Consider the following 15,046-nt stretch of genomic DNA (forward strand, 5'->3'; position numbering starts at 1 on the left):
TTCGTGACCCACCATTCAATGCCAACGAGAAAATTGCAGCCGCTCGCAACACGTTTATCGGCTTTGGTCGCTGGGTCCAGACCCACCCTATGCGCTGGTTTGGCGCTGTCTTATAGGGTGGGTCGTGACCCACTATTCAATGCCAACGAGAAAATTGCAGCCGCTCGCAACACTTTTATCGGCTTTGGTCGGTGGGTCCAGACCCACCCCATGCATTGCTGATGGTTACGTATGCGCGCCCAGCAACAGCAGTTTTTCGATGGCCTTGTTGGCCAGCGGCGCTTCCAGCTGGTTAAGGCAATTCATATGCCCCAGCGGGCAGACGCGCTCAAAGCACGGGCTGCAGTCCAGATCGAGCGTGACGATCTCGGCCCGGTTGGACAGCGGTGGGGTAAAGCCGGGCGAACTGGAGCCATAAATCGCTACCAGCGGCCGATCCAGCGCCGCCGCCACATGCATCAAGCCCGAATCATTGGCCACCACCACGCGCGCCAGTGACATCAGATCAATCGCTTCTGCCAGACTGGTCTGGCCGCACAGATTGACCGCGCCGGGGGCGAGGGCGGCGATTTCGCTGGCGATTTCGTCATCTTTTTTCGAGCCAAACAACCAGACCTGCTCGCCCAACGCCATGCGCATGCGGGCGAGGGCGGCAAAATGGACCGCAGGCCAGCGCTTGGCCGGGCCGTACTCGGCGCCGGGGCAACAGGCGACGATGGGACGGTCGGCCTGCAGTTGCAGCTTGTTCAGCGCTGCCTGGCGCGAGGCGTCATCGACCTTCAGTTGTGGATGCTCCACCGGCCGCTGCAAAGACTGATGCGCATCTTGCGCCAGCGCGGCAAAGCGCTCCACCATCTGCGGCAAGGCCACCGGATCAAGCACCCGGGTGTCATTCATGATCAGACTGCGGCCTTCGCGCGCCCAGCCGGTGCGGGTGCGGATGCCGGCAAACCACGGCACCAGCGCCGATTTGAACGAGTTGGGCAGCACAATCGCCTGGTCGTAGCCTTGCACGCGCAAACGCCGGCCTTCGCTGGCGCGTTGCAACAAGCGCAGGCTGCCATGGGCAAACGGATTATCGATTGTCGCGTGGATTTCGGGCATGCGCGCATGCACCGGGCGTGTCCAGGCGGGCGCGTAGACGTCGATCTGCACACCGGGATAACGCGCGGCCAGCCGACGATATAAAGGCTGGGCCATGATGGCGTCGCCGACCCAGGCCGGGGCGACGATCAGGATTTTTTTCATGCGGGTTCCGCTGGGTTTCGGCGCGATGGACTGCAAACGACAAAACGGCGCCAGGCGCCGTTTTGTTTACGCAAGCTCACCGTCTTAGTGGTGGCCTTTAAGGACTTCGCCCGCCTTGATGCGATAACGGGTGCCGCAATACGGACACAGCGCCTCACCGGTCTTTTCGATCGGCAAGAACACGCGCGGGTGCGCGTTCCATTTCATCATGTCCGGCATCGGGCAGTGCAGCGGCAAATCGCTGGCCACAATTTCGATTTCGCGTTGGGTGTTGTCTTTGAGCGTCGTGGTCATGCTGTTCTCACTTGACGTAGGTAAGCCATTCGCTGTGGTCAGCGGCCAGGCCTTTCACGCAGTCGAAGTAACGCTTTTGCAGTTTTTCGGTGATCGGACCACGGGTGCCGGCGCCTATGGTGCGGCCGTCCAGTTCGCGGATCGGCGTGACTTCAGCAGCAGTGCCGGTAAAGAACGCTTCATCGGCGGTGTAGACTTCGTCGCGGGTGATGCGTTTTTCGATCACTTGCAAGCCGAATTCTTCGGCCAGTTGCACGATGGTGTCACGCGTGATGCCTTCCAGTGCGCTGGTCAGATCCGGTGTGTAGATCTTGCCCTTACGCACGATAAACACATTTTCGCCCGAGCCTTCCGCCACATAACCTTCGTTATCCAGCAGCAATGCTTCATCGTAGCCGTCACGCGTGGCTTCGGTGTTGGCCAGGATGGAGTTCATGTAGTTGCCGTTAGCCTTGGCCTTGCACATCGTGATGTTGACGTGATGGCGGGTAAACGACGAGGTTTTGACGCGGATGCCTTTTTCCAGGCCTTCGGTGCCCAGATAAGCACCCCACGGCCAGGCGCCGACGATGATGTGCACGTCGTTTGCCGGCGGGGCCACGCCCAGCTTGCCCGGACCATAAAAGGCCATCGGGCGCATATAACACGATTGCAGACCGTTCTCTTTGACCACGGCAATCGAAGCGGCGTTGAGTTCGTCTTTGCTGAATGGCAGCGCCATACCCAGGATGTGCGCCGAGCGGAACAGGCGATCGGTATGGTCTTGCAGGCGGAAAATCGCCGGGCCGTTGGGGGTTTCGTAAGCGCGCACGCCTTCAAACACGCCCAGACCATAGTGCAGGGTATGGGTTAAAACATGGGTGGTCGCTTCGCGCCACGGTACCAGTTTGCCGTCGTACCAGATGACGCCATCGCGGTCGGCCATCGACATGGGTGCTTCTCCTGCCTGCTCGGATAATCGGAAAGTGGGTGATTGTAACCGAAGCGGCCGGGCTACCTCCACTGTGGCGATGTAGCGTGTGATACGCGGTGCGGGTGCTGGGCAAGGGCAGAAATTGCGCCGCTCAACCATGTGTGGCGGATTGCGGCGGCCGTCGGTCCATGCATCGATGTTGCGCCTGCCGCCGGGCGGCGCGATTTTGCCTGCAACATCAGGGGCGTAGGCTGTGGCGCGAGCTCCGGTGCAGGGAACAAGGCGGCTGATGTAGTCGCTTGGCCAGACCTTCACGGCCAGCCTTCATTATTTTCTGTTAAACTCGTTGATTCGCTTGGGGTTTCCCGGGCATCGACAAAATCCAACATCCGTGGGAGCAGGTTCAGGATGACATTTGCAGAGCTCGGGCTTGCGCCAGCGGTGCTCAAAGCCGTTGTAGAACAGGGCTATGAAACCCCGACACCGATCCAGGCACAGGCGATTCCCGTGATCCTGGGTGGTCAAGATGTGCTGGGCGCGGCCCAGACCGGTACTGGTAAAACGGCGGCGTTTACGCTGCCTATCCTCACCCGCCTGGCCGCACACGCCAACACCAGCAGTTCGCCCGCACGCCATCCGGTGCGCGCGCTGATTCTGACCCCAACCCGTGAGCTGGCCGATCAGGTCTACGAATCGGTCAAAACTTATGGCAAGCATTTGCCGCTGCGCAGCCATGTGGTGTTTGGCGGCGTAGACATGAATGCCCAGATCCCCGCCTTGCGCGCCGGCACTGAACTGCTGGTGGCCACACCGGGCCGTCTGCTCGATCACATCCAGCAAAAGACCATCAATCTGTCGATGGTGGAAATGCTGGTGCTGGACGAAGCCGACCGCATGCTCGACATGGGCTTTATTCTGGATATCCGCAAGATCATCAGCATGCTGACCAACCGCAAGCAAACCTTGCTGTTCTCGGCCACGTTCTCGCCTGAGATCAAAAAGCTGGCGGCGGATTTTCTGACCGAGCCGGTGGTGATCGAAGTGGCACGGCAAAACGCCACCAACGATAACGTCGAACAATTGCTGCATCCGTGCGAAACCGGGCGCAAGCATGCTTTGCTGGCGCATCTGATCCGCACGCATGACATGCCGCAGGTGATTGTGTTTACCCGCACCAAGCAGAACGCCGACCAACTGGCGCGCAATCTCAAGCGCGATGGTTTTTCGGTGGAAGCAATTCACGGTGACCGTGACCAACGCTCGCGCCTGGAAGCGCTGGCGGCGTTCAAGGAAAACCGCATCAAGGTGATGGTGGCGACCGATGTCGCAGCGCGCGGTCTGGATATTTCCGAACTGCCGTTTGTGGTCAACTTTGAATTGCCTAACAACCCTGAAGATTACGTGCACCGCATCGGCCGTACCGGTCGCGCGGGCGCCAAGGGTGTGGCGATTTCGCTGGTTGATCCGGGCGAAGAAAAAGCGCTGCAGGGCATCCAGAAGCTGATCAAAAAGAACACGCAACTGACGCCGGTTCCGGGTTACTCGCCGGGCACCACGCGCGCTGAAGCACCGGCACCCGCGCCGCGCCCGACGCGTGCCGCAACGCCAGCGCCGCGGGCCAATCCGGCTCCGGTATTGGCGACGCCGCGTGGCGCAGGCTTGACCGGCAATGGTTTAACCGGCAATGGCGCTGCGCTGGCCCGGCAACGCGAGATTCCGGATGCGCCATTGAGCCAGGCACGTCCCAAGCAGATTGCCGCCTTGTTCTTGCCACCGCGCTACCCGGTCAATCAAGGCTGATTGCGCGCCCGGCCGATGACGAACGCGATGTCGAGTCCGTTTGCTTTAGCCTGGCAGCAGCGGCTGGTAGAGGGTTTTCCGCTACTGGCCGCCATGGGCGTGACGGTGCAGGGCACTGCCGAACACTGGCAGTTGCATGCGCCGTTTGCTCCTAACCGCAATGATCATGGCACCGCTTTTGGCGCCAGCATTTCCAGCCTGGCCACCATCGCGGGCTGGATGGCGGTGAATGTCTGGGCCGATCTGCCCGTCGATGTAGTCATCCAGCACGGCAGCACTGATTTTGTGCGGCCGTTGCAGTCTGCTTTGCGCGCGCAAGTGGCGCCGGTTTCCGCTGATGCAATCCTCAAATTGAATAACACGTTGGCGCGGGGCCGACCGGCGCGGCTGGCGGTCGAAGTGACCATCAGCGCGGTGGATGATCCAGCGATGACGGCGGCGCAATTTGCCGGGCGCTATGTGGCGGTGCGCTTGTAACGCGGTTTGATTCGCCAATATGGGTGATCGCTGATGCGCAATCTATATATGCAGAAATCGGGGACGAAAAAAAACGGGGCGATTGCCCCGTTTTTTATTTGCTACATGCTCAGACGGCAGCGCTAACCGGTAAAGGTTAGAACCAGGTCTTCAGGCCACCCATCAGGCGGTAGCTGTTTTGACCGGCGCCGGTGCTGCCGGTGGAACCGGTGTAGAAGGCGTCGTTGTCAGCGCTGACCGAGCCATTGTCGTCGTTCTTGACGTAACGCGCGTCAACAAAGGCGATCGAGTGCTTGGACAGGTTGTAGTTGTAGCGAGCATCAACAGCTTGCGAACCGCTATCGCCAATCTCACCGCCGTTGGTGAAGTTGGTGCCTTGGCCCTTGATGTTGCCCAGGTTGAAGTAGGTCAGGTAGAAGCCGTGCTTGCCGTACTGGTAAGTACCTTGAGCCAGCCACATGTCTTGACGGATTTCGCTGCCATCGTTGCTCAGTTGAGCGCGCTTGAAGCCGCCACCCAGACCGAAGCCGTCAGCCAGCTTGTAGTTGGCGCCAGCGTACCAGTTGATGCTGTCCGGACCGGTGGTCGCGGCGTTGCCCCACAGGCTGGTACCAGCCGCAGCAGGTACGGAATTCACGCCGTCAGACAGCACGTCGTTGTTGTCGATGTTAAAGCGACGTTGGTACGTACCCTGGATGCCGAGGCCGTTCCACTTGTAGTTGGCTGCAACGTCGTAGCCCTTGTTGCCGCTCTTGCTTTGATCTTCGAGCAGGTAGGCAGCAGAAGCTTGCAGGCCGTAGATGTCCGGTGTGTCGTAGCGGAAGGTGGAACGAGCGTAGTTGGACTGACCAAACGCGTAGTCACGTGCCAGCCATTCAGCACCGGTGTCACCGTAGGTGGCGTCGAGCGCGTCGTAGGTCGGGGTGGTGATGTTACCCGAACGGAAAGTACCGTAGTCACCGCTCAGACCGATATAAGCCTGACGGTTGCCCCAGTTGGATTGACCACCTTGGGTACGGCCGCTTTGGGTGTTCAGCACTTCTTGCTCAACACGCCAGATCAGCTTGCCACCTGCGTCCAGCTTGTCGCTGCCGGACACGCCGATTACTGCGTCATAGGTAATGCCAGCGGCTTTGGAATCGCCAGCCTTCAGCCATTGCACGCCACCTTCGACGTTACCGTCGATGGTTACGTCGGCGAAAGCGGCGCCTGCGCCGAGGGCCAGAGAGATAGCGACTGCGATGTATTTGGTTTTCATATTAGTTTCTCCTTTGTGCTGTCCGTCTATTAGGCTGAACGGTTGTAACCGCAACCTGGAAGGCAGTTTAAGGAGGGGGTGTGTCATACGCCCGTAACTAATGCCCGCACCAATATGTGAATTTTTACGGAATTTTTGGCGAAACTCGCACTACGCACGTGCGTGTTATATTCGGAAGGAGAATCGTCTGAAACCGGCAATATCTGCCGACAAAACGTAGGAAAATGACGATAGTGATGCGTAGCGTATCGTACATACGCTGTTCATCCAACGCGGCATGCCTTAATGTTTTGCACTGATTCAGATTAAACCGGAAATCGAATTGATTTTGGTCAAGCAGATAACGGTTTGAACATAGACATAAAATCGCGCGGCTGCGCGGTTTTGCGGCCCGGGCCGCGGGAGGAAATTGAATGATGGAAGCGGGTTCCGCCGAGCGCAAACCGCGTTTGCTGATTGTCGATGACGAGCCGTTCAACCTGGAGATCCTGAGCGAACACCTTGCCGATGCCAACTATGAAGTGGTGACGGCCGAGGATGGCGAGGCCGCGTGGGATTTGCTGGCGCGCGATCGCGGCTTTGATGCCATCCTGCTCGACCGCATGATGCCGCGCATGGACGGCATGGCCTTGCTGGCGCGGCTGAAACAACAGCCCGAACTGTTGCAGGTGCCGGTGATCATGCAAACCGCCGTTGGTGCGGCGGAGAACGTGCGCGAAGGCCTGGCCGCCGGCGCTTATTACTATCTGATCAAGCCGTTCCAGCGCGATATGTTGCTGGCTATCGTGGGCGCCGCGGTCGACTTCTATAAAGAGAAGCGCCAGCTGGAGCAGCAACTGGTCAGCCAGGCCGGTAGCTATGGTTTGCTGGTGCGCGGCGAATTCTGTTTCCGCACCCTGGAAGAAGCGCGGCAACTGACTCTGGTGCTGTCACATGCCTGCCCGGAACCGCAACGCGTGGCGCTGGGCTTGTCGGAACTGCTGGTCAACGCCGTCGAACATGGCAACCTGGCCATCCGTTATTCCGAGAAAACCCGCTTGTTGCAACAAGGGCGCTGGCAGGATGAAATCGAGGCGCGGCTAGCCAATCCGGCGTATTCATCGCGCCAGGTGCATGTGAACTTTGTGCGCAGCGCCGACGAAATCACCGTCACCATCACCGATCAGGGCGAGGGCTTTGATTGGCGGCCCTTTCTTGAATTCTCGCCGGAGCGTGCGTTTGATCCGCACGGCCGCGGCATTTCGATGGCGCGGATGCTGTCGTTTGATCAAATCGAATACCAGGGCAACGGCAATCAGGTGGTGGCCCGCGTCAGCAAAGGGTGATGTGCTGGCGCACGGCGTAAAAAAATAATGAGGGCAGCGGCCCTCATTTTTATTTGCAGCGCGCGGCGGCAGCTATTCCAGAATCTCGACCGGCATGCCCACACGCAATACCCCGCTGGTTTCGGCGATCACGTTCTGACCAAACTCCGCGCCTTCCGGGCCTTTGCGCCGTTTGGCCAGCGTGCGCAAGGGTTCCTGGTCGGCAGACTTCTGCGCCGTGACCGGGTCGACCGTGGTGAATACACAGCGACCACAGGGCTTGGCGATGCGCAGGATAACGTCACCAATACGAATACGCTTCCAGCCATCTTCGGCAAAGGCGGGCGCGTCGTTGATCACCAGGTTGGGACGGAAGCGCGCCATGGCCAGATCGCGCCCCACCCAGTCACTCAGTTCGCGGCGCGAAGCTTCACCAATCAAGAGCAGCGGATAGCCATCGGCAAACGACAAAGGCACATCGGGCGCACTGCGCACACGGCGTTGCGTGTCGTTGGTGGCCAACAGGCGCACCGGCCGCCCCAGATATTGGCTGAACCAGTCATCCGCTGCGGCGGCACCGGCCCATGCGCTGAAGTTGTCTTTCCACACCGAAGCGGGATGCGCTTGCTCAAACTGCGCCAGATCGACCACTAATTCGGGTAGGCCCGGCGCCCGCAACGTCAACGTGCCAACGCCGACCTCAGCATGAACCTGCACCAGCTCGGGGTGCTCGCGCCCGGTGACCAGGCGGCCATCCAGATCAGACACCATCCACGCCCGGTCATGCGGCAATCCCAACGGGGAAATCGAAGTTTCATCCAGCGTGATGCCAGCGATGGATTTGATCGGGTAATAGTACAAAGCGTCGAGCGTGGGCATGGCGTTCTCCGGTTAGCGCCCGGCAGCATAATCAGCCCCCGCTAGCGTGTAAACCAATAGCGCGGCCGTATGTCGCGCCACGCCTGGACCCGGGTGGGGGAGCCGGAATCAATCATGATGGCGCCATCGTGATCGGTACGCAGCGCCTTGCTGCCAGCCGCAGCATAACGCTGTTCGATTTCGGGGCGGGGATGATGAAAACGGTTGAGATAGCCCGCGGAAAAGACCACCCAGGCAGGTTGAGTGGCAGCTACAAATTCTTGTGAAGATGAGGTTTTGCTGCCGTGGTGCCCGGCGATGACCACGTCGTATTGCGGCAACGCCTGCTGTTGCAACAGAACGGCCTCCTGCGCTCTGCCGATATCGGCCGGGATCAGCATGCGCGTGTCGGCGCTGACGATTTCCAGCACGCAGGACCCGGAATTCGCGTCCGCAGCCACGCTGCCCGGGGGCGGCCATAGCATATTGAACGTGACGCCATCCCATTCCCAGCTCTGGCCCGCCAGGCAAAGCCGCTGTGTGCGTTTTTGCAGGGCGGCCGCATTGGGCGCCAGGCTGCCATAGATATCGGCGACCGGCACGGCGGCCAGCAAGGGGGCGACGCTGCCCGCATGGTCGTTATCGGCATGCGAGATGACCAGGCGATCCAGTTGCTGCACGCCATAACGTCGCAATACGGGCAGCAAGGCATATTCGGCCTGGCCCGGGCGGCCGGTATCAAACAGCAGCGTGTGTTCGTGCGTTTGCAGCAACACCGCCAGACCCTGGCCGACATCGATCACCGTGGCACGAAACTGGCCAACTGCGATACGGGGCGGTTTGGCCACCCACAGCGGCAGCAAAAAAACCACGGCGCACAGGCGGCCCGGCATGCCGCGTGGGCAGAGCGCCAACAGCACGCCGAGCGCGGCGGGCAGCAAGGTCCAGGCGGGCGGAGGGGTCAGCCATGGGGCGGGCACAACCGTGACGGCCTGGGTGATCAGCCAGTCGGTGAGTGCAAACACGCGTTCGGCGGCGCGCAAGGCATAGCCCGTGGGATCGAGCAGGCCCAGCAAGGTGAGCGGTACCACCAGCAGACTGACCATGGGCACTGCGATGGCATTAGCCAACGGCGACACCAGAGGCAAGCGACCATATAGATAAAGCAGCACCGGCAAGGTGGCGAGCGTGGCGGCCAGTTCGGTGCGGCCCGCATTGCGCCAGCCACGTAAGGGCGCCAGCCGATTGCCGCCCAGCCAGAGCAAGCCGCCGACGGCGAGAAAGGACAACCACAATCCCGCCGCGCCCGCCGCGAACGGGTCAAACAGCAGCACCACCGCCAGCACAAGCAGCCAGCTGGTACCGGCTGCCCAGCGCTGACCGGACAAGATGCAGAGCACCGCCACGCTCAGCATCAGCAGCGCGCGTTGGGTGGGGATGCTCAGGCCCGCCAGCACGCTATATAACAATGCAGCGCTCCAGCCACCGGCCAGCCGCCACACGGGCAAGCGCAACCGTTGCGCCCACGGCGCGATGGCAGGTAGCAGCCGCCCGAGCAAGGTGCCGACCAACCCGGCCACCATCGAGATATGCAGGCCAGAGATCACCAGCAAATGGGACGTGCCACTGGCGGCAAAGCGATCCCACAACGCGGCATCGATATGCTGTCGCTCGCCGATGGCTTCGGCGACGATTACACCGGCATAAGGTGCCCCAGCCAGAACCGTCTGGACACGTGCGGCAATCGACGCGCGCACTTGATCAATGCCGCTTTGCCACGCCAGGCCGGGCAGCCGCGTGCCGGTTATGACGCTGGCGCTGGCGCCCAGATGTTGCTGCAGCATCCACGCTTCCTGATCGAAACCTCCCGGATTTTGCTGGCCGTGCGGGCGCTTGAGTTTGAGCGTAAAGCGCCAGCGACTGCCGGTGACCGGTTCCGGATGGCGGCCATACCATTGCACCGCAATGCGGCGGGGCAAGTCGGTTGTTTGCGTGACCAGCACAAAGCTGTGGCCATAGTGCTCGCTGCGCGGCAGGCCGCTGATATAACCCTCAACGACACGTGCACGGCCTTCGTCCGCGCTGCTGAGCCGTTCGCTCAGGCGCAGATGCGCACGCAGCTGGGCATAGGCAAAGCCCAGCAAGCAGAAGCCCAGCAGGCATGCCACAACGGGCACCGGCCGCCGACGCCAGAACGCAATGGCGCCGATGCCGAGGGCGGCCAGTAACAGCAGCAAGGCCAACCACAGTGGCAGCAGCGCCGGCAGCACCGCCACGGCGCAGATTCCACCAATCAGGGCGAGCAGGGCATAGGGGTAGAGAGCGGTCATGGCGGCAGAGCCTGCGCGCCGTTCGGGGGCTGAGCCAAGCGTGCCTCAGCGCGGATTTGCGCCAGATCAAGCGCCCCCGGAAAGGTCTGAATTGTCGTTTGGCCCTGCAGCGCGCCGCTAAGGCCATCTGCTACACTGCCGGGCATGAAAAATCATGACTGTGATGTGTTGATAGTCGGCGGCGGCCTGGTCGGTGCGGCGCTGGCATGCGCTTTACGCGATACCGCCTTGTCCGTCATGGTGCTGGAAGGTCGTGCGCCACCCTTTGATTGGGACGCCGCGAGCTGGGATAGCCGCATTTATGCCATCAGCCCGGCCAGCCGCCGCTTTCTGACTGGCATTGGCGCGTGGCAGCAGGTGGATGCGGTGCGCACTCAGCGCGTTGGCAAGATGTTGATTACCGGCGACGACCGCCGCGCCCGGCTCGATTTTGATGCCGCAGATGCCGGTACGGACGAGCTGGCTCGCATTATTGAAGCGCGGGAACTGCAACGCGCCTTGTGGCAAACCGCCAGCGCGGCCGCCAATGTGCAACTGCTGGCCGGGGTGCAATCCACTGCGCTGAGCCTGGCGGACGACGGTGCCAATATCACTTTGAGCGATGGGCGTCGTTTGTCCAGCAGGCTTGTGGTGGGCGCGGATGGCGTGCAATCGTGGGTGCGCCAGCAAGTGGGCATCGATGCGCAGATGCGGCCGTATGAGCAGTGGGGCGTGGTGGCCAACTTTGCCTGCGCCCGGCCGCATCTGGGTACGGCGCGGCAATGGTTTTTTGATGACGGCATCCTGGCGTATCTGCCTTTGCCGGGTAATCGTATTTCCATCGTCTGGTCCTGCAATGACGCCACGCGCGCTGAATTGTTGGCGCTGGACGCCGCCGCCTTGTGTGAGCGCGTTGCAGCGGCTGGCGAGCATGCGCTCGGCGCCCTGCAATTGCTGACACCGGCGGCGGCATTTCCGCTGCGGCTGGTGCATGTGCCGGAACTGGTGCGGCCCAATCTGGCACTGGTGGGCGATGCGGCGCATGGCGTGCATCCGTTGGCCGGGCAGGGCGTAAACCTTGGCTTTGGTGATGTGGAACAGCTGGCGCGCGTGCTGCGCGCCGAACCTTCTGCGCGCTGCGGTGATCTGATGGTGCTGCGGCGCTATGGGCGGGCGCGACGCGAAAGTATTTATTTAATGCAGGGCGTAACGCACGCACTGCAGAACTTGTTCAATAACCAGAATTCGCTGCTCAAGCCCTTGCGTAACCTCGGGCTGGGGCTGACTGATCAGTGGACGTGGCTCAAGCAGCAATTGGTGCGCCACGCCATGAACTCTTAAGGACTCATCATGTTGTTTGCAAAATGGGCACGTTTGACCGTGCTGGCCAGCCTGATCGGCGTGACCGCCTGCACCGCGTCAGCGGCCGAAACACCGACCGCCAAGCAAGTACGCGACAAGTTGTCACAGCAGCTGCAAGGCAAGGAAATCACCAGCGTGACCCCGTCGCCGGTCAAGGGCTTGTACGAAGTAGTGCTGAACGGCCATTCCATCATTTATGTCGATGCCAAAGTCGACTATGTGCTGCTCGGCGAGATGGTGGACATCAAGAACCGCGCCAGTATTACCCAGGCGCGCATGGCGGAACTTAACCGGACTGATTTCAACAAGTTGCCGTTTGAGCAGGCCTTCAAGGAAGTGCGTGGCAACGGTAGCCGCAAGCTGGCGGTGTTCTCGGATCCGGATTGCCCGTTTTGCCACAAGCTGGAAACCGAATCCCTGGCGGGCGTGACCGACGTCACCATCTATACCTTCTTGTTTCCGCTCAATATCCACCCGGATGCCGAGCGTAAATCGAAGCTGATCTGGTGCGCGCCGGATCGTGATGCGGCGTGGCGTGCCTGGATCGACAAGGGCGCTTTGCCGGAAAACGCCGGTAGCTGCGACACCCCGATTGCCAAAAACCTGGCGCTGGGCGAGAAACTGGCCATTACCGGCACGCCAGCACTGGTGTTTACCAATGGCCGTATTGTCTCTGGGGCGATTCCCAAAGAGGCGCTGGAGCCGATGTTGGCGTCGGGCGGCCCCGATGGCGCGCAGCCTTGAGCAGAGTCTGAACAAACCTTGATCTGGCCCCAGGCAGATATATGCCAAATCAATAAAAATCCGGAACCTTGACCCGTTCCGGATTTTTTTATGGCCAGCAAAACCGACGCCATCCCGCGTCACCTGCTGTCGTACGCATTCAATACCGCTTATGTGCCGGTGCACCCGGGGCAGATACTGCGGCAATGGCTGGCTAATGTAGAGCTGAGCTATGCCGCGCGCCGGCTCAGCATCAACGCCAATATGCTGTTACGCGTGTTTGAAGGTCGCGCCGACATCACGCCGCTGATGGCCTTGCGGCTAAGCGATTCGCTTGGCACCTCACGCACTTTCTGGCTGCGCTTGCAGATGGAATGGGATCTGGCGCAGGCCGATATGCCCGAGCGGGCGCGTGGTTTGCGCATCATCGAGCGTGGGCCGGCGCGGCCGCGGGCACGCAAAAAAAATCCGGAAACCTGAGTGCGGTATTCCGGATGGGGTGTCGCTGGTGTGGGGCGAGGATTATTTTTGCGTGGCGGGCGTATCGAATACCGGGGTTAGCGTGTAACCGGCCTGGCGCAGCAGACTGATCACGCCTTCCTTGCCGGGCAAATGTGCCGCGCCGATGGCGATAAAGGCGTTGCCGGTGGTCAGGCCGTCCTGCATGCGTGCCACAAAACGATGGTTGCGATCTGTCAGCAAGGGGCCTTGCAGCCAGCGACTGAACCACGCCGCATCGGTCGCCGACAAGCCCGCATCCGGTTGCTCCGACACCTTGCTCAGGCGGGCAAAGTCTCGCGCCAGATAGGCATCGACGGCCTCGGTTTGCTGGCGCACGGTGTCATCCGGATGGTCAATCAAGGTGTTCAGCATGGCTTTCTGTTTGTCTTCGGGCATGCCGGAGAACAAGCCGAGTTGCTCGCCGATGGTTTCCAGTCCCTGATAATCCTTGCCACCTTCCACCGACATTTTGGCCAACAGCAAATCCAGCGGCAGCTGTCCGCGTTCACGCGGCGGATACATCATGATCATGGCGGCAGCCCAGGTATACAGACGGCGGGTGGCCACTTCGGGATATTCGCGCGCTTCCATTTGCGGCAGCAGTTTCTGGTAATGCGCGGCGTCGATATGGTCGGACAGCAAATCGCCCTCAGGCCGGATTACGCTCTTGGCCAGCTCCATCATCATGCTGAAATCCATGCGCACTTCGGTATAGACATGCTCGGCATTGGCAAAGGCGGTACTGACCGGCTCGCTCAAGGCGGTTACGCGGGGATCGCCCACGTGGATGGTGCCAAACAGATAAGACGCGGGCACGCCGGTTTTTTCAATCTTCCACAACACCGCACGCGGCGTGGCTTCGGCGGCGGCGGCACTGGCGGCGTGGGCGACGCCGGGCGCCAGGGGTAGCAACAAGGCCATCGCGCTCAGCGCAATCTGGCGGGCAAAACGGGCTAGCATCAAGGCGATCTCCGGGGGCAATACGGCAAAGGGCCTAGTATAGCGATACCCGCTGCCCGGCCTGGCTTGATGCAAGCCGGTGTGGCAATCGCGCCGCAATCAGGGCAAAGAAATCGGGCCGGTGGCTGATCACGCAGCGCAGCAATCAAAAATCTGGCATAGACTGAAATTGATTACGCGCAATTGATGTCTGTTGTCAGCAATGGCGCTAACCCCCCTTTAAAGTGATCCCATGCCCACGCGCGAACTCGAACTTTTGCACAGTCCGCCTACCGTCACACCGCGTGCCAGCGCACCCTTGTTGTTTGTTCATGGCGCTTATGCCGGCGCCTGGTGCTGGAAAGATAATTTTTTGCCGTGGTTCGCCGCGCAAGGCTACGACTGTTATGCGCTTAGCCTGACCGGCCATGGCGCCAGTGCCGGCCGTGATGCGCTGGATAAATGGTCGATCAATGATTTTCAGGCTGATCTGGCCTGGGCCGTGCAGCAATTGCCGCGTCCGCCGGTCTTGCTGGGCCATTCGCTGGGGGGATTTCTGGCTCAGCGGCATGCCCAGCACTATGAGGTGGAAAGCATGGTGCTGTTGGCCAGCGTGGCACCGTGGGGGCTGTTTGGCTCGCTCGGATTTATGGCGGTGGCCTCGCCGCATTTGTTGCTGGGCCTGAATCGCTTTCAGTGGCGGCTGGGGCGTATGGATGCCGATCTGCATACCGTGCGCGAACTGTTGTTTTCTGCTGCCTTGCCGCAGGCGGCGTTGCAAGGTTTTGCCGATCGGGCCCAGCCCGAATCCGCGCTGGCACTGGCCGAGCTGATGGTGCCGCAACCGTGGCTGGCCTGGGGCAAAGCGCAGCCGCCCGCCTGCCTGGTGCTGGGCGCAGCGGCGGACCGGATTATCCCGGTCACCGATGTCTGGGCCACCGCCCGCACCTGGCAGACCGAGCCGGTCTTTCTACCGGATATTGCTCATGCCATGATGCTCGACTACCGCTGGGAAAGCGTCGCTCAGACCATACACGACTGGCTGGCGCGCGGTAGCTGA

General features: G+C 61.0%; 14 protein-coding genes. 7 read left to right on the forward strand and 7 right to left on the reverse strand.

The genetic code is table 11. From position 1 onward, the window contains the following. Positions 1-225: 225 nt before the first annotated feature. The 3 genes from waaF to ACYQ1A_RS20315 form a co-directional block, all read right to left on the reverse strand. Positions 226-1,248: a lipopolysaccharide heptosyltransferase II gene (waaF, locus tag ACYQ1A_RS20305; protein ID WP_499365336.1), complete on the reverse strand. Its 1,023-nt coding sequence runs from the start codon at positions 1,246-1,248 to the stop codon at positions 226-228. Between the two features lie 84 nt (positions 1,249-1,332). Further along, a complete protein-coding gene (locus tag ACYQ1A_RS20310) occupies positions 1,333-1,542 on the reverse strand; it encodes a zinc-finger domain-containing protein (protein WP_053937919.1) in 210 nt (69 codons plus the stop codon). A gap of 7 nt (positions 1,543-1,549) precedes the next feature. Then, positions 1,550-2,473, reverse strand: a complete 924-nt coding sequence (locus ACYQ1A_RS20315) for a branched-chain amino acid transaminase (protein ID WP_053937920.1) — start codon at positions 2,471-2,473, stop codon at positions 1,550-1,552. Between the two features lie 390 nt (positions 2,474-2,863). Here ACYQ1A_RS20315 and ACYQ1A_RS20320 point away from each other — a divergent pair, with 390 nt between their 5' ends. Then, complete coding sequence (locus ACYQ1A_RS20320; RefSeq protein WP_499365347.1) at positions 2,864-4,255, forward strand: DEAD/DEAH box helicase; 1,392 nt, start codon at positions 2,864-2,866, stop codon at positions 4,253-4,255. 27 nt (positions 4,256-4,282) lie between these two features. Beyond that, the gene (locus tag ACYQ1A_RS20325) at positions 4,283-4,732 is read left to right on the forward strand and encodes a YiiD C-terminal domain-containing protein (RefSeq protein WP_499365351.1); all 450 of its coding nucleotides are present in this window, start codon (positions 4,283-4,285) and stop codon (positions 4,730-4,732) included. Between the two features lie 136 nt (positions 4,733-4,868). Here the strand turns inward: ACYQ1A_RS20325 and ACYQ1A_RS20330 are convergent, their stop codons facing one another. Beyond that, positions 4,869-5,990 (reverse strand): porin, encoded by a 1,122-nt coding sequence (locus tag ACYQ1A_RS20330; RefSeq protein WP_499365356.1) that lies wholly within the window; start codon positions 5,988-5,990, stop codon positions 4,869-4,871. Between the two features lie 413 nt (positions 5,991-6,403). Here ACYQ1A_RS20330 and ACYQ1A_RS20335 point away from each other — a divergent pair, with 413 nt between their 5' ends. Next, the gene (locus ACYQ1A_RS20335) at positions 6,404-7,315 is read left to right on the forward strand and encodes a response regulator (protein WP_499365361.1); all 912 of its coding nucleotides are present in this window, start codon (positions 6,404-6,406) and stop codon (positions 7,313-7,315) included. A 72-nt stretch (positions 7,316-7,387) separates the two neighbouring features. Here ACYQ1A_RS20335 and ACYQ1A_RS20340 read toward each other — a convergent pair whose 3' ends face one another. Continuing rightward, on the reverse strand, positions 7,388-8,173 hold the full coding sequence (locus ACYQ1A_RS20340) for an MOSC domain-containing protein (RefSeq protein WP_062225104.1): 786 nt from the start codon (positions 8,171-8,173) through the stop codon (positions 7,388-7,390). A 41-nt stretch (positions 8,174-8,214) separates the two neighbouring features. Further along, the gene (locus tag ACYQ1A_RS20345; RefSeq protein WP_499365369.1) at positions 8,215-10,482 is read right to left on the reverse strand and encodes a DNA internalization-related competence protein ComEC/Rec2; all 2,268 of its coding nucleotides are present in this window, start codon (positions 10,480-10,482) and stop codon (positions 8,215-8,217) included. Positions 10,483-10,626: 144 nt separating this feature from the next. On the opposite strand from ACYQ1A_RS20345, the gene ACYQ1A_RS20350 reads away from it, so the two are divergent. From ACYQ1A_RS20350 to ACYQ1A_RS20360, 3 genes are all read left to right on the forward strand, one after another. Beyond that, positions 10,627-11,802: a UbiH/UbiF family hydroxylase gene (locus ACYQ1A_RS20350; RefSeq protein WP_499365373.1), complete on the forward strand. Its 1,176-nt coding sequence runs from the start codon at positions 10,627-10,629 to the stop codon at positions 11,800-11,802. Between the two features lie 9 nt (positions 11,803-11,811). Beyond that, the gene (locus ACYQ1A_RS20355) at positions 11,812-12,567 is read left to right on the forward strand and encodes a DsbC family protein (protein WP_499365377.1); all 756 of its coding nucleotides are present in this window, start codon (positions 11,812-11,814) and stop codon (positions 12,565-12,567) included. A gap of 90 nt (positions 12,568-12,657) precedes the next feature. Further along, a complete protein-coding gene (locus ACYQ1A_RS20360) occupies positions 12,658-13,026 on the forward strand; it encodes a HigA family addiction module antitoxin (RefSeq protein WP_499365380.1) in 369 nt (122 codons plus the stop codon). A 42-nt stretch (positions 13,027-13,068) separates the two neighbouring features. Here ACYQ1A_RS20360 and ACYQ1A_RS20365 read toward each other — a convergent pair whose 3' ends face one another. Beyond that, entirely contained in the window at positions 13,069-14,007 is a 939-nt protein-coding gene (locus ACYQ1A_RS20365) for a TraB/GumN family protein (protein ID WP_499365383.1), read from the reverse strand. Positions 14,008-14,239: 232 nt separating this feature from the next. Between ACYQ1A_RS20365 and ACYQ1A_RS20370 the strand changes: the two genes are divergently transcribed. Next, positions 14,240-15,046, forward strand: a complete 807-nt coding sequence (locus tag ACYQ1A_RS20370; protein ID WP_499365388.1) for an alpha/beta hydrolase — start codon at positions 14,240-14,242, stop codon at positions 15,044-15,046.

This window comes from Silvimonas sp. JCM 19000 (genome assembly GCF_054652575.1).